This window comes from Streptomyces sp. NBC_00457, assembly GCF_036014015.1.
Lineage (GTDB): Bacteria > Actinomycetota > Actinomycetes > Streptomycetales > Streptomycetaceae > Streptomyces.
In genome coordinates this window covers 1,323,741-1,343,532 of record NZ_CP107905.1, presented here as the reverse complement: position 1 = coordinate 1,343,532, position 19,792 = coordinate 1,323,741, and the positions used below count along the sequence as shown (strand labels likewise).

Genomic DNA, 19,792 nt, shown 5'->3' with positions numbered 1-19,792 from the left:
TACCGTTGATCGTGCGCCTACGACAACAGGTGGTCGAGGCAGAGGTTCAGCCCGGCCTCGAGGTGTTCTGCGGAGCCGGTGGAGAGCAGGACGGTGACACCGCCTTGGACGGCGGCGATCACAGCTGCGGCAGTGCGGTCGGGGTCGAGCGTCGGGTCGGCTTCGCCGGCCGTTTGGGTGGCCTCGATGCCGGCGCGGACGCACTCCTGCCACCGTCGCACCAACTGCGCCGTGACGGCCTGCGCGGCCGGGCTGTACCGGCCCACGTCGGCGATCAGCACCCCGAGCGGACAGTGCAGCCCTTGGTCGCGGTAGCGCTCGACAATGAGGTCGCGCCACGCCTCCCAGGCCGCGCGTGAGGTGAGTTCGCTCAGGTAGGGCGCCTGGTCATTGAACACGCGCTCGGCTTCGAGTTCGGCGACGGCAAGAAGAAGCTGTTCCCGGCCTTCGGGGAAATAATGGAACATTTGCCCCTTGCCGGTATGGCTGCGTCGGCATACGTCGTCGAGCGTGGTGGCGTTCGCGCCGCGTTCCCGGATTTCGGCTGCGGCGGCTTCGACGATGCGCAGGCGGGTCGCAGTGCCCTTCCTCGTGGTCACCACCCAAAGTGTACTTGCAGGTACATTTTTTGGTCCCTACCTTCGGCCGCATGAGAGCGATAGTTGTCAGCGAAGCAGGGGGACCGGAGGTGCTGCGGCTGCGCGAGCGGCCGGCACCTCGTCCGGGCCCGGGAGAAGTTCTGGTGGACGTACGCGTGGCGGGTGTGAACTTCTTCGACACCGCCATCCGCAGGCAGGCACTGGCCGAGGTGCCGGGTGCGGAAGGCGTCGGCGTGGTGGCGGAGACGGGCGAGGGCGTGCGCGGGTTCGCCCCGGGGGATCGTGTCGCATGGTTGACGATCAACAGCCACGGCAGCTACGCCGAGCAGATCGTGCTCCCGGCGAGCGGTGTCGTCGCGGTGCCCGACGCCATCGACGACGAGACGGCCGCGGCCGTGCTCTTGCAGGGCCTGACCGCGCAGCACTTCGCCACCGTGTCCCACCCGGTGCGGCCGGGGGACATCGCACTCGTGCACGCGTCCGCCGGCGGGGTCGGGATGATGCTCACCCAGGTCATCAGGGCCCGCGGCGGCACCGTGATCGGCCTGGTGTCGCGGCCTGAGAAGGTCGAGCCTGCCGCCGACGTCGGCGCCGATCACGTCCTGGTCTCCACCGGTGACGCGTTCGTCGAGCCGGTGCGCGAGCTGACCGGTGGGGAGGGAGTGCACGTGGTGTTCGACGGTGCGGGCGCGACCACGTTCGCCGCATCGCTCCAAGTACTGCGCACGCACGGCACGATGGTGTTCTACGGGCCGCTGATCGGTGACGTGCCGACCATCACGATGAACGACATCCCCCGCAGCACCCGTCTCACCTACGGCGTGACCGAGGACTACATCCGCACACCTGAGGAACTCAAGGCGCGCACAGCCGAGTTGTACGCGCTCGTCGAGAAGGGTGAGCTGACCGTCCGGATCGGCGGACGCTACCCGCTGGCCGAGGCCGCGAAGGCCCACGCGGACATCGAGTCGCGCACGACCACCGGGAAACTCCTGCTGATCCCGTGACGGGTGACCCGGCGCTCGCCGATTCAGCCGACTGCCGCTCGTCGCAACCGGAGGGTGACTGCTGCCGTTCCGAAGGCCGGCACATCGACATGGACGGCGCCGTCCGGTTGCGGGGTGAGTTCGCTCGGGGCCAAGCCGAGGTAGTTAGTGCGGAAGGCCCGGGTGAAGGGGAACGGGGTGCTCAGACGGCAGGTGACCGGGACATCGGCGATGGACTGCAGGCGGATCATGAGGTTTCCTTCGCTCGGGACGGTCAGGCCCACGAGACGTATGCGGGGGTCCTCCACGGTCAGGAACCGCGTCTGCGCCGGCGGCTCCGGCTGAGCCTCGGCACGGGCGCGGACCGCGACGAGCGGGTGGCTGGTGACGGCCGCGGTGCGCATGGCCAGCTGCTCGCCGAGCCCGCCGGAGGCGAAGCCGACGCTGTAGCGAAAGGCGTGATCAAAAGCCTGCTGAGCGGGGAAGTTCGTGTCCCAGATGTTGTTGTGCACCCAGGAGAAAACGGTGGCCGGTTCCTCTTGCGGCAACGACTGCGGATAGGGAACGTAAGGGATCGCGATCCCGCCGAGCTGCACGAGGGGCGCGTCGGCCGTTGCCAGCGCGGCGTGGTGGCGGCCGTCGCTCAGACTGATCCAGCGCCGGACGGCTCGCATGTGGGTGGCGGACCCTGGCACGGTCGCAAGTCCGGTACCCGTGACGCCGCCTGTCGCTTCCATGCGTACGGCGGGATCGTCCAGGGCGAAGGGGAAGGCGAAGAACGCACTCTCCTTGGTCAGCGTCGCGGTTTTGTCAATGCGGTTCTCTATGTCGATGCGAGCCGCGTCGTGGGGGAGGCGCACCGTCACGCGGAGTCGGCGCGTGCCGGCCGGGGCGCATTCATAGACCAGCGTGTGGCCGGTGGCGTCGGCGCGGCGTTCGACGAGTGCCGCGGGCGGTGCCGTGTGGCGCGAGGCGAGCAGGTGCATCGAGTCGTCGGCGACGGTCTTGCTGGACTGGTGATTGAACGCTCCGGCGGTGGCGTACTCGTCGTACACGTAGCCGTTGAAGCCGATGACGGCGTCCTGCCGGACCAGTTCGCGCCCGGTGTGCTTGTCGAGGATGGAGCCGATGCAGGCCCGGCTCAGATCAACCGTGACGCGCAGGTGATCGTTCTCCAGGACGGTCGGAACCGCGGGCAGGTCGGTGCTGTCACCGTTTTCCGTGGAGGAAGTGGAGGAAGCGGAGGAAGTGGCACCAGGGAGGATGTCCAGGCGCACGGCTCCGCAAGCCGGCACGTCGGTGAGGGGCACGTGCAGGAACCGGCCGGCTGCCCGGTGGCGGTCGTTGCTCTGGGCTTCCTCCCTGAAGGGCAGGGACGTGCCGGTACGGGCATCGAGAACCTGCACCGCCTCGCTCAGGGCCACGGTGCTCTCGGGCAGGAACAGCCGTGCCGTCTCCGTGCGTGGCCAACTGCAGGTGTTCACGATGTAGTAGCCGGCCAGAGCTCCTGCGGAGGGTGTGAAGGCTTCGCCGAGCAGCGCGGTGGCGGAGTCCAGCAGGGTCTCCGCGTCGTCGTGGGCGCGCAGGGCCTGCGCGTACTTCCAGTGCCACTGCGTTTCGCCGGAGCCCTGTCCATGATCGCCGTGGGTCCAGGGGTCACCGGCGCCCCAGGTGTGTTCGTTGAACAGGGAGGCCGAACGGTAGACGGCCGGCGCGGTCTCGGTGACGACCGAGCTGCCGGGCGCGCCCATCAACTGAGCGTAACCAGCCACGGTCTGCGCTTCGGCGAGGGCCGCCTGGCCGCGGCGCGTGGCTGCGAGCGGGACGGCCCCGGCGCCGACTCCGTCGACCCACCAGTCGCTCCAGTCGCCCTGGTAGGTCTCCAGCCGGTCCCCGACACGCTTTTCGGCGTCCTCGAAGAAGTCCTGGTTCCGGGAGGCCCGCAGCTGCGGGAACGCCCACTGCTCGTTCCAACGGCGCACGGTGTCGGAGATGATCCGCCGGGGCGGGCCGTTGTCCGCGAACTTGCCCAGCACACGCAGGTGCAGCACGTCCCAGGGGTACGGGTCGGATGTGACGCCGTGATCGAGAATGGGGAAGCCCGGGATCCCGCGGCCTTCGTGCGGGTAGGGGAACTCGGCCAGCGCGCTGAGATAGGCGGGCAGGAGGTCGTCGACGTGGTGGTAGGACTCGTCGAAACCCAGGATCGAGCCCTCCATGTACGCCAGTCCGTGCGGTGTGTCCGTGCGCCAGACCAGGAGGTTGTTGCCGCTGGGTGCCTGCCAGCGGAAGAGCCGTGGCAGGTGTTCCCCGCCGACGAGATGCGGTACTGCGCGTCCGGCCCAGTTGTGCGCCACGGAGAGGTAGCGGATGCCGTTGCCCGCCAGGACGTCGGGCAGGCCGACCACTTGGCCGGGCACGTCGGTCTGCATGGCTGTGCGGATGTCGATGCCGTGCCGGTCGCGCAGGTCCAGTACGGGGCGGAGGAGTTCGTGCAGTTCGTCGGTGGAGCAGGTCTCCGTATGGAGGTTGAACGGCATCGCCGTGAGTTCGATACGGCCTTCGCGCACCCGGTCGAGGAAGCTCTCGACCTGGCGGCGAGGGCGGTTGGACTGCCAGTCCTGGAAGGAGCGGAAGCCCTCGACGGCCCACCGGAACCGGGCGGGTTCCGGCCAGTCGTCGGTGTCGTGGCACAGCTCGAGCAGCGAGTCGAGGTAGGCGCGGTGCTCGGCCATCACCCGCCCCTGGGGGTCGGTGTAGCCGATGTCGAGGTGGGAGTGCTGCACCAGGTGGAGCGTCCAGTGACGCTGCGGGCGCGCCTCGAAGTCGAACCGGGTGCCTTCTTCCAGGTCGGGCAGCTCGATCAGCAGGGGTGTCGGTGCGTCCACTTCCGGCACCAGGATGCGGGTGTCGGAGCCCGGACCCGGGAGGATTTCGCAGGTGACCGGAGTGCCCCCGCTCGTGGTGACCCGGGCCCGGGTGACGCGCGGCAGGGCGTCGTGCGAGCCCGCGCCGTGGCGGCGCAGGCGCAGTCGGATGGACTGGAGCAGTCCACCCTTGCCGTCGCGGCGCAGCAGGGGCTCGCCCGACAACTGCAACCGCAGGTCGCCGATGCCGGCGCTGGTGGTGACCACGCGGTCACGCAGGATGTCGCGCGCGATGTCGGAGTCCCACCAGGAGGGCCGGGTCAATGGGGCCTTGGGCATGGTGCGTTGGTGTCCTTTTCGGGTCGGGCGGTCAGCCGACTGCGGGTGGTGGTCTCAGCGTCTGGAGCGGGCGAGAGTGGCGAAGATCTGGATCATGGCGGACTGTTCGAGGGTTTCGGCCGGAATATTGGGGTCGTAGTCGCCGCCGCCCGACGGCTGGAAGTGGAACAGCCCGGTCGCGGCGTTGCGGTTGGTGGCGTACGTGCTGTCCGCGTAGGTGCTCATGGCCTGCCGGTAGGCGGGGTTGGGGCGTACGGCGTCCAGGGCGAGCAGGTCCTTGAAGTAGAAGGCGTTGAAGATGGCCGGCTGATCGTGCAGGCGGGTGCCCTGGGTCCAGTACTCCAGGGAGCCGCGGGCGTCCTCGACGGCCTTGTTCAGGTAGTCGGTGTTGCCGGTGCCGCGGTAGAGGGCGGTGGCTGTGCCGATCATGGAGCCTGAGTTGTAGGTCCACAGGGTCGGGTTCGTGCTGCCGTCGTCGCCGCGGTCGTTGGCGTACAGGCCCGGTCCCTTCCGCATGCACGAGTACACCCAGCCGTACCACTGCTCGGCCTTGTCGAGGTAGGTGCGCCTGTGGGTGTGCTCGTAGAGCCTGGCGGCGAGCTGGGCGGACAGGGCCGTGACATTGGTGGCGCGGACGTTGTTGTTGGGGGAGTCGAACCAGTCCATGCCGCCGGGGCAGGGCTTGGCGGGGTCGCCGTCCCAGGCGCGGGTGACGATCGGTACGACCTGCTCGGCCCGGTTCAGGAACTTGGTGTCGCCGGTGCTCTCGTACTGGTCGAGTTGGCTCAGCGCGACCACGGCGTTGTCGTCGTAGTACACGTCACCGCCCGTCCCCAGCGGGGCCGGCAGGTAGGACTGGTAGCCCGGCCGGGCGCCGGACGCGAAGTACAGCTCGACAGTGTCGAAGCGCTCGGCCGCGTCCGGGCGGTAGGCCGGGCCGGTGCCCGGGAGTCGCTGCATGTCCACGGTGGCCGCGGCGGCCTCGCGCAGCGGCCACAGGTAGGAGTGCTCCCGGTCCGTAGGCTGCCGGGGCGTGCGCTCCAGGTAGAGGCCGTGGTGGTCGGCGCCCTCGTACAGATGCGTCTGCAGGGCGTCGTAGGCGTCGGTGGCACGGTCGGCCCACACGGCGGTGGACACGGGGTGAGGGCGTGCGGGAGAAGTGGGCTGGGCGTGCGCGGGGACGGCAGTCCACAGCAGGGCAGCGCAGGCGGCGGTCACGGTGGCACGGCGGAGCAGCGATCTCAGCATGATTGCCCTTCGTGGCTGGAAGGAAGCGTGCGGGGGTCAGCGGTGGATCTTGAGGCTGCTGATGAAGAAGCGCTGGGCGGAGAAGAACAGCACCAGGGTCGGCAGGGAGACGAGGAGGGCGCCGGCCAGCACGACCGGGGGCCCGACGTTGGAGTAGTTGCCCTGCAGATCGGCGAGCGCGGCCATGATGGGCCGGATGTTGCGGCTCGTGGTGAGCGTGATGCCGAACATCAGGTCGTTCCACACGGCCACGAACTGGAACACGAACACGGCGATCATGGCGGATCTGCTCAGCGGGACATGGATCTGCCAGAACAGCCGCCACCAGGAAGCACCGTCCACGCGCGCCGCTTCCACGACTTCACGCGGCAGTGTGAGGGCGTAGTTGCGCATGACGAAGAAGGCAAAGGGAATCGCGATGGCCGTGTAGATGAGGACGAGCCCGATCTGGGTGTCGTAGAGGGACGTCTCCGCGTAGGAGAGGAACAGCGGCCGGATGAAGACCTGCAGAGGCAGGAGCGTGCCTGAGTAGATCACCCAGAACCACAGCACCTGCCGCTTCACGGGCATGATGATGGTGGCGAAGGCGGCGCACGTGGCCACCGCGACAGCGGCCAGCGCGCTGACAACGGAGTACAGCAGACTGTTGCCGAGCGCCGGACCGAGTTGGGCCTTGTCCCAGGCCTGGGACATGTTGTCGAACAGTCCGAAACTCTCCGGCAGCCAGTGCGGGCTGCCCGAGTAACTCTCGGCCGGCACCAGTGCGTTGACCACCAGGAGCCAGGTCGGAACCAGCCACAGCACGGCGAGCACCACGACGGTGCCATTGCGCAGAACTCGGCCCAGAGACATTGGCTATTCGCCTTTCACGTCGAGCTGACGGCGCAGATAGAGCCAGGAAGCCGCCAGCACGATCACGGTGAGAACGACTGCGATGGCCGCTCCCGCACCAGGCCGCAGTTCCAGGAAGGTCTCGTTGTACATGGACACCGCAAGGGTCTCCGTGGCACGTCCGGGGCCTCCCTGGGTGAGCACCCAGATCAGGTCGAACGACTTGAGGCCGTTCACGAGGCTCATGCCGATCACGATGATCGAGACGGGCCGGAGCTGAGGCAGCACGATGTGGCGGAACTGCTGCCAGCTCCCCGCGCCGTCCAGGGCGCCGGCCTCCAAGGTCTCCGGCGGGATGGACTGCAGGCCGACCAGAAAGAGGATGACTGCCACACCGACGGCCTGCCAGGCGTTGGCGAGGATCATCACGACGGTGTTGCCCGGCCAGGTCAGCAGCCAGCCCTGGGCGAGTGAGCCCAGATTCAGCGTGGTCAGGACCTGGTTGACGGCACCATCGGTCGTGAGCATGAAGTTCCAGACCACTGCCACCGCGGAACCCGAGAGCGCATAGGGAAGCACTACGCACAGCCGTGCCAGACGCGACCAGCGGGTGGCGTTGGTCATGACGGCGATGGCAAGTCCGAGCACGAACGGGAGCAGGACGGTGCCCACCACCCACATCAGCGTGTTCTGGATGGAGCGGGACAACGCCGGGTCGGACGCGAACAGCGAGTAGTTGTCGAACCAGCTGAACGTCGAGGTCCGGGAGTCGCTGAAGAAGCTCCGACAGACGGTCCAGACGAACGGGGCGAGCAGGAAGGCGGTGACCAGGAGTACGGCCGGAGCCAGGAACGTCCCGGCCGTCAGGCGCTCACGTCTCTTGCGCCACCTGTGCGTCGGGGGCGAAGACGGTGCACTGCCGGGTGAGGACACTCTGGGGAGTCCACCGCCGGTGGCGGACGTGCGCTGGTCGGTCGAGAAAGTGCTCATGCTTCGTCACGCCTCCAGGCGGCCCATTCGTCCTGTGCACGCTCCTGCATCCGGCGCAGCGTGGTGGCCGGGGAGGTCTGCCCGGCCATGAAGCCGCCCAGGTCGTTGCTGTTGCCCTGGATGAGGCTCGGGGGGCTGGCTTCCCAGTACCTGATCAGCGGGAGCCGGCGCTCCCGGGCGATGTCCCGCTGCAGCTCCGCCACGACCGGGTTGCTCGAACGCACCGTCGGATTGGCCGAGCTGTCCTGCAGGAAATCGCTCCACACCCGCTGAACCGACGGGTCGAGCCAGGCTCCGACATTCCTCATGGCCGCGGCGTGTGACGAAGCGCGGGCGGGCACCGCGAAGACGCCCGACTCGGTGATCACACTCTTGGGGACGGAGGGCCGCACCGTGGGAAGAATGAAGGCACCGTAGTCGGCGCCCGGTTTCATGCCGACGGCGCTCATTCCCTGCGCCTGCCATGTGCCGTGCAGGAACATGCCCACCGTGCCGGCCTTCAGCGCGCCCGGGCCGCGGGCCTGGTCGAAGTCGGGCGATGTCATCCAGCCCTTGCGCATGAAGTCGTGCCAGATGTCCATCGCCTGGCGCGCCGCGTCGTCGAGATAGGAGGCCTCGCCTGCCACCAGCCTCTGGTAGAAACGCGGGTCGACCTTGGTGACCAGCTCCTGGAACCACTCGATCGCGGGCCAGCCCCCGACCTGGCTGGCCAAAAACGGTGTGATCTTGTTCCGCTTGAGAACGTCCGCACAGTGCAGCAGTTCAGCCCAGCTGGACGGGGCGGACAGCCCCAGCTTCCGGAACACGGGCTTGCTGTAGAACAGCACGTAGTACGACTCGTACAGCGGGACGCCGTAGACCTTTCCGTCGTACGACATCGTCTCCCGGGTCGCTTCGCGCACCCACCCCTTGGCCGCGTACTGCGCCCAGACGCCCGACAGGTCGGTGAGTCCGCCCGCGCGGGCAAGACGCTTGAGCTGATAGCCCGAGGCCCACTTGACCATGTCGGAGGCCTTCGAGGTCTGCAGGGTCATCTGCACGACCTGCTGATACGACGTCACCGACGGGTTCGACAGCGGCCGCAGCGCATACCCGGTGATCTTCTCCAGTTCGCGCCCGGCCGAGCGATACCCCTCGTCCCACGTGGCGTTGTCGTTGGCGATGCTCGTCGTGCCCGGCTGCGGGGAAGTGCTTGTCCCGCGAGCGCAGCCCGCTACGGCGAGAGTGACCCCACCCGCGGTCATCCCGGCGAGGAAGCGACGCCGAGCAAGCGGCGCGGCCGCGCGGCGGGGCGTGCCCGATGCTGTCATTGATCACCTTCACGAACGGGCCACCTGGCGTGGCCGGATGTGACCCTGAAAGTTAACGACAACATTCCAGTGGGGGCAAGGGTCCGGTGCCATGTGATGCCACTTCCGTGACGCCTTCTGGAAGTAACAGCAGGTAGACGCGTGGTCTAGATGAAGAAGCGGCCCGCGGGAAGGGGTGGGTCGATCCAGTCGTGGACTGTTATCGTTAACTGAGATGACGGAGCCCAGCGAGGAGAAGAAGTGCATTCCGCCTCTCGTGCGTACGACCCCCACCCCAGCTACGACTCTGTCGACGGGCAGGTGATCGCAGGCTGGCCGGCCGCCGTCGCCACGCTGCCGTCCGGCCCGCTCGCTCTGGCGGTGGACGGTCCTGCCGCGCTGGACTGGGGTGCGCTGGCCGACGGCCTGACGACGGCCCTGCGCTCCGCGGGGCGTGAGGTGGAGTTGCTGGACGTGCGCGGCCACTATGCGCCGTCAGCAGCCGAGCGGATCACCGCTCGGCCCGTCCCTGCCGACGACCCGTTCTTCACCCCGCTGTCCCAGGCGCAGGTCGCCGACCTGTTCGACTCCGTTCAGCAGGCCGAAAGGCCCCTGAACGACGGCGTGTTGGTGGTGTTCGGGCCGGGCGCGGCGCTGTTCGGGACGGACGTGCTGTGGTATGCGGACCTGCCGAAACGGTACGCGGAGGCTGCCGTGGCACAGGCGCAGTTGCCGGTGGGCGTCAACCTGGGCCGCACCGACGAGCCCGGCGATCTGGTGCGGCTGTTCTACACCGACTGGCCCGTCCTGGACCGGCACCGCGACGCGTATGCGGGCCGGATCGACCGGTGGATCGACATGCAGGACACGGCATCGCCCACCTCGCTGGACGGTACCGCGCTGCGCAGCACTCTGGCCCACCTGGCCCGCGGACCCGTGCGCACCCGCCCGTACTTCAACTCCACCCCGTGGGGCGGCCAGTGGGCGGCCAGCGAACTGGGCTTCACCCCGCAGGCCGGCAACACCGCTCTCGGCTACGAGCTGATCGCTCCCGAGGCGGGCGTCCTCATCGGCGAAGAGGCCGGGGCGCAGGTCGAGGTCCCCTTCCAACTCCTGTGCGTCCTGCACCCGACGGACATGCTCGGCCAGGAGGTGCACCGCCGGTTCGGCACCTCCTTCCCGATCAGGTTCGACTACCTCGACACGATGCGGGGCGGCAACCTGTCCCTGCACTGCCACCCGCAGGAGCAGTACATGCGGGAGGTGTTCGGCTGGCCGTACACCCAGCACGAGACCTACTACGTCACGGACAGCGAGGCGGGTGCCCAGGTGCTGCTCGGTCTCACCGAGCATGCGGACGTCGACGCCATGCGCCGCCAGGTGGAGGCCGCCATCACCGACAGCACCCCGCTGCCCGTCGAGGACCATATCCAGACCCATCCGGCCACGGTGGGCCAGCTGTTCATGATCCCCGCCGGTACCCCGCACGCCTCCGGCGCGGGCAATCTGGTGCTGGAGGTGAGTGCGACGCCGTATCTGTACTCCCTGCGCTTCTACGACTGGCTCCGCAAGGACGCCACCGGTGCGTCCCGGCCCTTGCCCTACGAACACGGATTCGCCAATCTGGACACCGCCCGGCGAGGGGAGGACGTGACGAAGGACCTGATCCAGCGGCCTCGGACGCTGCGCGCGGGCGAGGGCTGGCGGGAGGAAGTCATCGGCGCCCTGCCGGAGATGTTCTACGCGGTGCACCGCTTGGTCGTAGCCCCGGCCGCCGACGTCGTCGACGACACAGCCGGCCGCTTCCACATCCTCAACCTCGCCTCGGGCCGGGGCGCCGTCATCGAGACCAGTGACGGACGCACCCACTTCCTGGCCTTCGCCGAGACCATCACCGTGCCCGCCGCGGTCGGCCCCTACCGCGTCCGTGCTGTGGGCGACGACGAGGTGCACCTCGTGAAGGCTCTGGTGGTGGAGCCGTGACCGGTGCCGAGCGGGCCCATGCGCCGATCCCCGTGCTCGACATCGGCGGAACGCACGTCACCGCCGCCCTCGTCGACCCCGCGGCCAACTGCCCCCTCTCTTCCTCGGTGATCCGCAGACCCCTGGACTCGCACGCCCCGGCCGCCGGCATCCTCGACGCCATCGCCCTGGCCGCCCTGGAACTGCCCGCAGGGCACCGGCTGTGCTGGGGCGTGGCCATGCCGGGCCCCTTCGACTACGACACCGGGATGGGCCGGTTCGCGGGTATCGGGAAGTTCGAGTCGCTGTCCGGTGTCGATGTCGGGGCCGGTCTGCGGCAGCGGCTGGGCCACCGGGCCGAGCGACTGTGCTTCCTCAACGACGCCGACGCCTTCGCCCTCGGTGAATACCGCGCCGGCGCTGCCGCCGGGCACGAGCGTGCGGTGTGCCTGACGCTGGGCACGGGCGTGGGCTCTTCGTTCCTGCGCAAGGGCCTGCCCGTGCACGACGGCCCTCAGGTGCCGCCCGGCGGACATGTGCACCGGCTGACCGTGCAGCACGTCCCGCTGGAGGAAATGGTCTCGCGCCGTGCCATCCGCGCGCATTACGCCCGCCTCGCGACCCTTCGGGACGACCGCGTCCTCCCGGACGTCCACGAGATCGCCGCGCTGGCCAGGCAGGGCAGTACCGCGGCTTCGGAGGCTTTCCGCTACGCTTTCGACGCCCTGGGTCAGGCCCTGGCCCCGTGGATCGCCCGTTTCCAGGCCACCGCGGTGGTCGTCGGCGGGTCTGTGGCCCAGTCGTGGGACCTGATTCACCCTGCGCTCTCGACAGGGCTGGCGCAGGCCGCCGAGCCCGCTCCACGCGTCCTGGCGGCCAGGCAGCCCGCGGAGGCGCCGCTGATCGGGGCCGCCCACTGGGCGCAGGGCATATGAGGAAGGTGAAGGAGCGTGACTGGTCGCCGAGCCGGCGGGCCGACCATGCATGACGTCGGGAGACTCGCGCAGGTCAGTGCCATGACCGTCTCACGGGTACTCAAGAACGATCCCGGCGTGTCCGAAGCCACGCGCGAACGCGTCTTCGCCGCGGTGGACCGGCTCGGCTACCGCCGCAACGAGACCGCGCGCAGCCTGCGGCTCGGCGGCACCGGAATGATCGGTCTGGTCGTCACCAACCTCGCCAACCCGTTCTACTCGCGTCTCGCGCTCGGCGTCCAGGAAGTCGCCACCGAACACGGCTTGCGGATGATGCTCAGCAACACGGCCGAACAAGTGGAGCGGGAGCCCGGCCTGATCGACGGCCTCATCGATCACCAGGTCGAAGGGTTGATCGTCGTCCCCGCCGGAAGCCGGCAGCAGCACTTGGCCGACGCCATGCGCCATGTCCCCGTCGTCCTCGCCGCACGGCCGCCGGCCGGACTCGACACCGACTGCGTGCTGGTCGAGGACTTTCACGGTGCCCGCGAGGCCACCGCGTGCCTGCTCGCCGAAGGCCACACCCGCATCGCCTTCCTCGGCAACCCGCCGGCCCTGTATACGGGGGCTGAACGGCTGCGGGGGTTCTGGGCAGCACACGAGGAGGCCGGCGTCGAGCCCGACAACGCGCTCATCTGCCAAGGCCTCGTCGACGCCGCGACGGCCGAGCGAGCGGCCCTCGAACTCCTCGACCGGCCCCAGGGTCCTACCGCGCTGTTCTGCACGAACAACCGCATCAGCCAAGGTGCGATCCGCGCCCTCTACAAAGCCGGGATCACCCTTCCCCTGGCAGGCTTCGACGACTTCGAGCTCTCCGACGTCCTCGGCCTCCCCCTGACACTCGTCTCGTACGACGCCGACGAGATCGGCCGGCAGGCCGCGCGCCTGCTGATCGACCGCCTGAGTCACCGGGACGGCGAACCGCCCGCCTCCCGCCGCATCACCGTCCCGACCCGCGTCATTCGCCACGGCCCGCACACCCAGCGTTGCGCGGAAGGTCCGACATGAGTGCTTTCTTCATTGTTGCCGCCCTTACCGCCGTCATAGCAGTAGTCACCGGTGCTGTGACGTACCCTCTCGTCCGGCGTGACCTCAGCCCGGCGGGAGCGCTGCTGGCGGTCGCGTGCGTTGCCGTGGCCGTGAGTGTCGGCTGGCTGCTGACGCTTTTCCATGCGTTGCTCGGTTTCGTGGCCGGGCTCGTGGTCTATCTCGTGGCGCGCCGACGGCTGACGGGTAAGCAGGCGGTGGTGGCCGGTGGCGCAGGTTATGTCATCGGCACGCTGCTGTCCGTCGGTGCCCTGATGATTGCCCTCAGCGGCATGTAGAGCATGGTCCGATGGACACGTTGTCGAAGGAGGCGGCGGAGTCGAAGACGCGGACGCCGTTCGCACCGCTCAGGTAGGTGCCGTCGCTGACGGAGATCTTGGGGGCCGTCATGTCGTCGACGTACACCTTGATCGACGGGCCGACGGCGGTGACGCGGATCCGGTGGGTCGAGCCCGGTTTGACGGAGGTCCGGGCCGTGCCCAGTTCGGTCCAGGAGTCGTTCGCCCGGCCCAGGACCACCTTGCCGCTCGGGCTGATGCCCGCGTAATAGCCCGAGTAGCTGTCCAAGCCGACCGAGGGCCTGGTCGTCCGGAACATCAGCCCGGCGTCCCCTCGCCCTGAGGTCACCGTGACGTCGGCGTCGTACGTGAAGTCCGCGAAATCGGTGTCGAGGAGGGACTTGCCGCCCAGGCTGCGGCCCACCCGGTACCGCCCGTCGTCGGCCGACCAGGTCCCGCCGTACGTCTTCCAGCCCAGCGCGTTGCCGTCGGCGAAGTTGTCCTTCACCTGCATCGCGATGCGCCGGATCGTGCCGTCGGGGTTGAAGTACATGCGGTCGTAGGCCAGTTGACGGTGGTTGCCGTCAGTCTCGCTGAGCGGACGGCGGTGGTAGACGATGTACCAGGTGTCGGTACCCGGCACGTTGACGACGGAGTTGTGGCCCGAGCCCTTGGCGACCGCCGGATCCTGGGCGAGTACCTTGTCGATCTTCCGGAAGGGCCCCGTCGGCGAGTCGGACATGGCGTACGACACCGAATAGTCGGGGCCGGTCCAGCCGCCCTCCGACCACATCAGGTAGTACTTGCCGTTCCGTTTGAACATGTAGGAGCCCTCGGTGTAGTTGTCCGGCGTGATCTCCTTGTAGGTCGATCCGTCCTCGAAGGTGCCCAGGCTGGTCATGTCCGGGTTGAGCTTCACGACGTTGGCGTGGTGCCAGCCGCCGTAGTACATGTACGCCTGGCCGTCGTCGTCGATGAACACGTCCTGGTCGATCGGCTGGGCCCCGTTGTGGAACTGCGAGATCAGCGGCTTGCCGAGGGCGTCCTTGTAGGGCCCTTCGGGGCGGTCGGCGACGGCCACGCCGATGCCGCCGAGCTGGGAGTTGTTCTGGATGTCGTTCGCGGCGAAGTACAGGTAGTACTTGCCGCCGCGCTGGACTGGCGCCGGCGCCCACACCGCGTACTTGGCCCAGGAGACGTTCGCCGTTGTGAGGACGTTGCTGTGCTTGGTCCAGTGGATCAGGTCGGTCGAGGAGATCGCGTCGAGGTAGGTCTGCTCGGCATACGGCTTCGATGCCGTGGGAAAGACCCAGTACTTGCCGTCGTAGATCTCGATGTCGGGGTCCGCGTACCAGCCGTCGACGAAGGGGTTGCCGGCCTCGGCGGTCGAGTACTCGGGCACCGCTGCGGCGCCGGGCAGGGCCGCGACCTGGGGAGTCATGCAGAGCGCGGCGCCGGCGAACAGAGCGATGAGCGCTTTGAGCGGGGTACGCATCGTACGTCGCCTCCTTGTCACGGCAGGGTCCATTTCTGGTTGGGTCCGGTGTGGCAGGTCCACAGATGGACCGCGGTTCCGTCGTTCCAGGTGTCGCCGGAGGCGTCGAGGCATTTGCCGGACTGGGGGTTGCGGACGGTGCCGTCGGCTTGCGCTGTCCACTTCTGGGCGCCGGTGTTGTTGCAGGTGTAGAGCTGGATTTTGGTGCCGTCGGCGGTGCCTGCGTTGTCGATGTCGAGGCACTTGCCGAGTGCCTTGAGGCTGCCGTCGTCGGCGACGGTCCAGCGCTGGGCGGCGGAGGTGTTGCAGGTGTAGAGCTGGATCTTGGTGCCGTCGGTAGTGCCCGCGTTGTCGATGTCCAGGCACTTGCCGTTGACGCCCCTCACCTCACCGGAACGCGGACCGGGCGAGGTCCCGGCCTGCTTGATCCTGATGTTGCGGAAGGCCACCTCATCGCCGTCGCCGTGGTTCTGGAGGCCGATGTGGCCCTGCTTCAGGCTGCGCGCCGGGTCGGTGTTGGTGAAGTCGTTGATCTTCCGGCCGTTCAGGAAGATCTCCAGTCGCTCCCCGGTGACCCGGATCTCGTAGGTGTTCCACTCGCCGGGTGGGTTCAGCGCGGCGTCCCGGGCGGGGATGTCGGCGGACTGGAACCCGTACACGGCTCCGGTCGTGCGGTCCGCGGTGTCGGTGGCGTCGATCTGGATCTCGTAGCCGTTGTTCACCGCCGACCACGGGTCGTCGGAGGCCGGAAAGCCCACGAGGACACCGGAGTTGTCGTCTCCGCTCGTCTTCCAGTCCAGCTTGAGGGAGTAGTCGCCGGTGAACTCCCGGGCGTTGTACCAGAGCATGCCAAGACCGCCCTGCGAGGTGAGGGTGGAGTCGGCCAGGGTGAAGCCGCCGGGTCCCGCCTGCTTCCAGCCGGTCGTGCCGGTGCCGTCGAACAGGGACGTGTAGCCGGTCTCCGGGCGGCAGTCGGCCTGGGTCGTGCCGGCGGCCCAGCGGATGCCGCCGAGCAGGTGCCGGCGGAAGGCCGGGTCGGCGTAGGACTCCTCGGTGTGGCCGCCGCCGGTGTAGAAGGCCCGGCCACCTGCGTAGTCCTTGCACCAGGCGATCGGGTGGTCGCCGGACATGGTGCCGCCGGAGTAGCTGGACTCGTCGAGTGAGGCCAGCACGTGGGCCGTGGTGCGGGGGTTGGTGCGGTAGTTGTACCACTCGTCGGTGCGCTGCCAGGTGCGGCCCAGGTGCGCGGTGGCGTCGTGCGCCCGGTCCTCGACCTTGACGGTGGCGGGCTGGATGGCGGGGTGGGACTGGAAGTAGGCGCCGGCCAGTCCCTCGTAGAAGGGCCAGTCGTACTCGGTGTCGGCGGCGGCGTGGATGCCGACGTACCCGCCGCCCGAGCCGAGGTACTGCTCGAAGGCCGTCTGCTGGGCGTTGCCGAGCACGTCGCCCGTGGTCGACAGGAAGACGACGGCCCGGTACTGGGCCAGGTTGGCCGTGGTGAAGGCCTGCGGGTCCTCCGTCGCGTCGACGGTGAAGTTGTTCGCCGCGCCGAGGTCGCGCAGTGCCGTGATGCCCTCGTCGATCGAGGAGTGGCGGAAGCCCGCCGTCCGGGAGAAGACGAGGATCCTGTACGCCGGGTCGGCCGCCGCCGGTGCCGCGTCGCGCGGGGCGGTCAGCGCGGCCGGTGTGGCGCCGGGCAGGGCCGCGACCTGGGGAGTCATGCAGAGCGCGGCGCCGGCGAACAGAGCGATGAGCGCTTTGAGCGGGGTACGCATCGTACGTCGCCTCCTTGTCACGGCAGGGTCCATTTCTGGTTGGGTCCGGTGTGGCAGGTCCACAGGTGGACCGCGGTTCCGTCGTTCCAGGTGTCGCCGGAGGCGTCGAGGCATTTGCCGGACTGGGGGTTGCGGACGGTGCCGTCGGCTTGGGCTGTCCACTTCTGGGCGCCGGTGTTGTTGCAGGTGTACAGCTGGATTTTGGTGCCGTCGGCGCTGGCACCCTCGGAGATGTCGAGGCACTTGCCGAGTGCCTTGAGGCTGCCGTCGTCGGCGACGGTCCAGCGCTGTGCGGCAGAGGTGTTGCAGGTGTAGAGCTGGATCTTGGTGCCGTCGGCGGTGCCCGCGTTGTCGACGTCCAGGCACTTGCCGTTGACGCCCCTCACCTCACCGGTGCGGTCGCCGCCGGTGGCTGTGGTGAAGGAGAACTCGTCCACGTCGAACAGCGCGCCGCTGCCGCCCTTGAAGACGAGGTAGAGGGTGGTCGAGGCGGCCGGCTGGTTGACCAGTGACGCCGTGACGTCCTGGAAGGTCTCCCAGTCGCCGGTGACCGGCGCGGTGGCGGTGCCGAGCAGGGTGCCGGTCGGGGAGCCGGCGCGTACCTCGATGGTGCCGCCGGCGCCCGCCGAGGAGACGCGGGCGGTGAAGGTGCGGGCGTTGTCGAGGCTGTACGGCTTGAAGGAGATCCAGTCGCCGTTGTGGATGTCGCCGGCCGTCTTGCCGCCGTGCGCGGGGGCGTGGCTGATGACCGACACACCGGACGAGTCGCCGTAGTGCTCGGCCTGCCGGTGGCTGGGCTGGGTGATCCGCTGGTCGTGCGTGGTGAGGGCGGGCTGGCCGTTCGCGCCCTTGTCGGTGTACTCGGCGTCGAGGACGCCGAAGATGTTGGCGTTGGGGTCGTGCTCGCCGTCCGCCAGCGTCTGCAGGGTGCCGGTGCAGCCGGTGGCCGAGGTCTGCGGGTGGCCGTGGCTGTCGTGGCCGACGATGAAGTTGACCTTCACCTTGGAGCAGTCGATCGCGCCGTCCTCCGGGTCGGTGACCGTCACCTTGAACGGGATGGCGGCGCCGAAGTCGTAGATCCGGCCGTCGGCGGGCGTGTCGATCCGCACCGTCGGGGCGGTGTTGCCGACGGTGATCTGCACGGAGGCGGTGGCCGACTTGCCGGTGGGGTCGGTGACCTTCAGCGTGGCGGTGTACTGGCCGTTGGCCGTGTAGGTGTGGGACGGGTCGGCCGCGGTGGAGGTGGCGCCGTCGCCGAAGGTCCACTCGTGGGCGAGGGTGCCGCCCTCGGGGTCGGAGCTGCCGGCCGAGGAGAAGGAGACGGCCAGGGGCGCCTTGCCGGAGGTGACGTTCGCCTTGGCCTGCGCCACCGGGGCACGCCCGCCGGTCACATGCTCGATGCGGTACAGCGCGGAGTTCTCGTCGCCGTCGAAGTAGCCGGTGCCGTAGTCGAGGACGTAGAGGGCGCCGTCCGGGCCGAAGGCCATGTCCATCACCTGAGTGCCGCTCCAGGGGAAGGCGTTGATGGACTGCACGGTGCCGTCGCCGCTCGCCTCGATCCGCTTGATCCAGCGGCGGCCGAACTCGCCGGCGAAGAAGTCGCCGTCGTACTCCTGCGGGAACTTCACGTCCGAGGTGGACGCCGCGTCGTAGCGGTAGACGGGGCCGCCCATGGGGGACTCGGAGCCGCCGCCGAACTCCGGTACGGAGGTGCCGTCGTAGGGGATCCAGGCGGGCTGGGCGGGAGGCAGGTCGGTGAGGCCGGTGTTGCGCGGCGAGGTGTTCCTCGGCGCCGCGCAGTTGAAGGCAGAGCCCGAGGCGCCGGTCGCGAAGTCGAAGTCGACGTAGGCGTCGTTCTTGCCGGTGCAGTACGGCCAGCCGAAGTTGCCGGCCTTGGTGATCCGGTTGAACTCGACCTGTCCGCCGGGGCCGCGCGACGCGCTGGCGGTACCCGCGTCGGGGCCGTAGTCACCCACGTAGACGATGCCCGTGGCCTTGTCGACGCTCATCCGGAACGGGTTGCGGAAGCCCATCGCGTAGATCTCGGGCCGGGTCTTCGCGGTGCCGGACGGGAAGAGGTTCCCGGACGGGATCGTGTACGAGCCGTCGGCGCCGACCTTGATGCGCAGGATCTTGCCGCGCAGGTCGTTGGTGTTGCCGGAGGAACGCTGGGCGTCGTACGCGGGGTTGCGCGAGGCGCGTTCGTCGATCGGCGTGTAGCCGTCGGAGGCGAAGGGGTTGGTGTCGTCGCCGGTCGACAGATACAGATTGCCCGCGGCGTCGAAGTCGATGTCCCCGCCGACGTGGCAGCACAGGCCGCGGGAGGCGGGCACGTCGAGAATCTTCTTCTCGCTGGCGGGGTCCAGGGTGTTGTCGGCCTTCAGGACGAACCGGGACAGCCGGTTCACCCCGTCGAACGGGGTGAAGTCGGAGGCCGCCCCGTCGGACGGGGCGTCGCCGCCCGGCGTGTTCAGCTCGGGCGCGTAGTACAGGTAGACGAAACGGTTGGAGGAGAAGCCGGGGTCGGCCGCGATGCCCTGGAGGCCCTCCTCGTCGTGGCTGTAGACGTCGAGCGTGCCCGCCACGGCGGTGTTGCCGGCCGCGTCGGTGCGGCGCACCGTGCCGTCCCGCGACGTGTGCAGCACCGAGCGGTCCGGCAGGACCGCCATGGTCATGGGCTCGCCCGTCTCGGCCACGCCCTTGGCGAGGGTGACCTGCTGGAAGTCCTCGGCGGCCGTGGCACGCGCTGTGCCGCCGGGGGAGGCCGGGGCCTGGGCGAAGGTGGGAGCCGCGGTGGCGGGGCTCAGGGGGAGCGCCAGGCTCACGGCACACGCCGCGGCCGTGAGCAGCGTACGGACACGTCTGTGTCCGAGCGGTCTCGTGCGCACAGAGTTCTCCCGGGGGAGTGGGGGGTGGTGGCAGGCCGCGGAGGGCCTGCCATGGGGGAGTGACGGCGCGCGCCGTCGCGCCGTCAACACAGAGGCCAGTGGGCCCTGTTGGAGCTCTGACTGCTTCAGTTCCGGGAAGTTAGCGGGATTGGTCCGTACCCGTAACCCCTTTGACGCAAGATCTCGGAACTTTTTCCCCGCGAGAGACAAAGTGCGTGAGCTGC

The 19,792-nt window shown here is 68.9% G+C and carries 14 protein-coding genes; 5 read left to right on the top strand and 9 right to left on the bottom strand.

Annotation, left to right across the window (positions count from 1 at the left end):
- Positions 1-17 precede the first annotated feature (17 nt).
- Positions 18-599 carry a TetR/AcrR family transcriptional regulator gene (locus tag OG828_RS06195; protein ID WP_328500369.1) on the bottom strand — a complete coding sequence of 194 codons (582 nt, stop codon included), beginning with the start codon at positions 597-599 and terminating at the stop codon, positions 18-20.
- A 50-nt stretch (positions 600-649) separates the two neighbouring features.
- On the opposite strand from OG828_RS06195, the gene OG828_RS06190 reads away from it, so the two are divergent.
- Positions 650-1,606: a quinone oxidoreductase family protein gene (locus OG828_RS06190; RefSeq protein ID WP_328500368.1), complete on the top strand. Its 957-nt coding sequence runs from the start codon at positions 650-652 to the stop codon at positions 1,604-1,606.
- Between the two features lie 23 nt (positions 1,607-1,629).
- Here OG828_RS06190 and OG828_RS06185 read toward each other — a convergent pair whose 3' ends face one another.
- From OG828_RS06185 to OG828_RS06165, 5 genes are read right to left on the bottom strand one after another with little or no spacing between them, the layout of a single operon-like run.
- Entirely contained in the window at positions 1,630-4,791 is a 3,162-nt protein-coding gene (locus OG828_RS06185; RefSeq protein ID WP_328500367.1) for a glycoside hydrolase family 38 C-terminal domain-containing protein, read from the bottom strand.
- Positions 4,792-4,845: 54 nt separating this feature from the next.
- Complete coding sequence (locus tag OG828_RS06180; protein WP_328500366.1) at positions 4,846-6,039, bottom strand: glycoside hydrolase family 76 protein; 1,194 nt, start codon at positions 6,037-6,039, stop codon at positions 4,846-4,848.
- Positions 6,040-6,075: 36 nt separating this feature from the next.
- Positions 6,076-6,891, bottom strand: a complete 816-nt coding sequence (locus OG828_RS06175; RefSeq protein WP_328351144.1) for a carbohydrate ABC transporter permease — start codon at positions 6,889-6,891, stop codon at positions 6,076-6,078.
- 3 nt (positions 6,892-6,894) lie between these two features.
- Positions 6,895-7,860: a carbohydrate ABC transporter permease gene (locus OG828_RS06170; protein WP_328500365.1), complete on the bottom strand. Its 966-nt coding sequence runs from the start codon at positions 7,858-7,860 to the stop codon at positions 6,895-6,897.
- The gene (locus OG828_RS06165) at positions 7,857-9,170 is read right to left on the bottom strand and encodes an ABC transporter substrate-binding protein (protein ID WP_328500364.1); all 1,314 of its coding nucleotides are present in this window, start codon (positions 9,168-9,170) and stop codon (positions 7,857-7,859) included. The genes OG828_RS06170 and OG828_RS06165 overlap by 4 nt, the downstream gene beginning before the upstream one ends.
- A 240-nt stretch (positions 9,171-9,410) precedes the next feature.
- Between OG828_RS06165 and OG828_RS06160 the strand changes: the two genes are divergently transcribed.
- From OG828_RS06160 to OG828_RS06145, 4 genes are read left to right on the top strand one after another with little or no spacing between them, the layout of a single operon-like run.
- On the top strand, positions 9,411-11,132 hold the full coding sequence (locus tag OG828_RS06160) for a class I mannose-6-phosphate isomerase (RefSeq protein WP_328500363.1): 1,722 nt from the start codon (positions 9,411-9,413) through the stop codon (positions 11,130-11,132).
- Positions 11,129-12,046 (top strand): ROK family protein, encoded by a 918-nt coding sequence (locus tag OG828_RS06155; RefSeq protein WP_328500362.1) that lies wholly within the window; start codon positions 11,129-11,131, stop codon positions 12,044-12,046. Before OG828_RS06160 ends, OG828_RS06155 begins: the two co-directional genes overlap by 4 nt.
- A 45-nt stretch (positions 12,047-12,091) precedes the next feature.
- Positions 12,092-13,093 carry a LacI family DNA-binding transcriptional regulator gene (locus OG828_RS06150; RefSeq protein WP_443062493.1) on the top strand — a complete coding sequence of 334 codons (1,002 nt, stop codon included), beginning with the start codon at positions 12,092-12,094 and terminating at the stop codon, positions 13,091-13,093.
- On the top strand, positions 13,090-13,410 hold the full coding sequence (locus tag OG828_RS06145) for a hypothetical protein (protein WP_328500360.1): 321 nt from the start codon (positions 13,090-13,092) through the stop codon (positions 13,408-13,410). The genes OG828_RS06150 and OG828_RS06145 overlap by 4 nt, the downstream gene beginning before the upstream one ends.
- Here the strand turns inward: OG828_RS06145 and OG828_RS06140 are convergent.
- From OG828_RS06140 to OG828_RS06130, 3 genes are read right to left on the bottom strand one after another with little or no spacing between them, the layout of a single operon-like run.
- A complete protein-coding gene (locus OG828_RS06140; protein ID WP_328500359.1) occupies positions 13,397-14,905 on the bottom strand; it encodes a family 43 glycosylhydrolase in 1,509 nt (502 codons plus the stop codon). The two genes, OG828_RS06145 and OG828_RS06140, sit on opposite strands and share 14 nt — an antisense overlap.
- Positions 14,906-14,922: 17 nt before the next feature.
- Entirely contained in the window at positions 14,923-16,680 is a 1,758-nt protein-coding gene (locus tag OG828_RS06135; RefSeq protein ID WP_328500358.1) for a ThuA domain-containing protein, read from the bottom strand.
- A 17-nt stretch (positions 16,681-16,697) separates the two neighbouring features.
- Positions 16,698-19,568: a PQQ-dependent sugar dehydrogenase gene (locus tag OG828_RS06130; RefSeq protein WP_328500357.1), complete on the bottom strand. Its 2,871-nt coding sequence runs from the start codon at positions 19,566-19,568 to the stop codon at positions 16,698-16,700.
- Positions 19,569-19,792 lie beyond the last annotated feature (224 nt).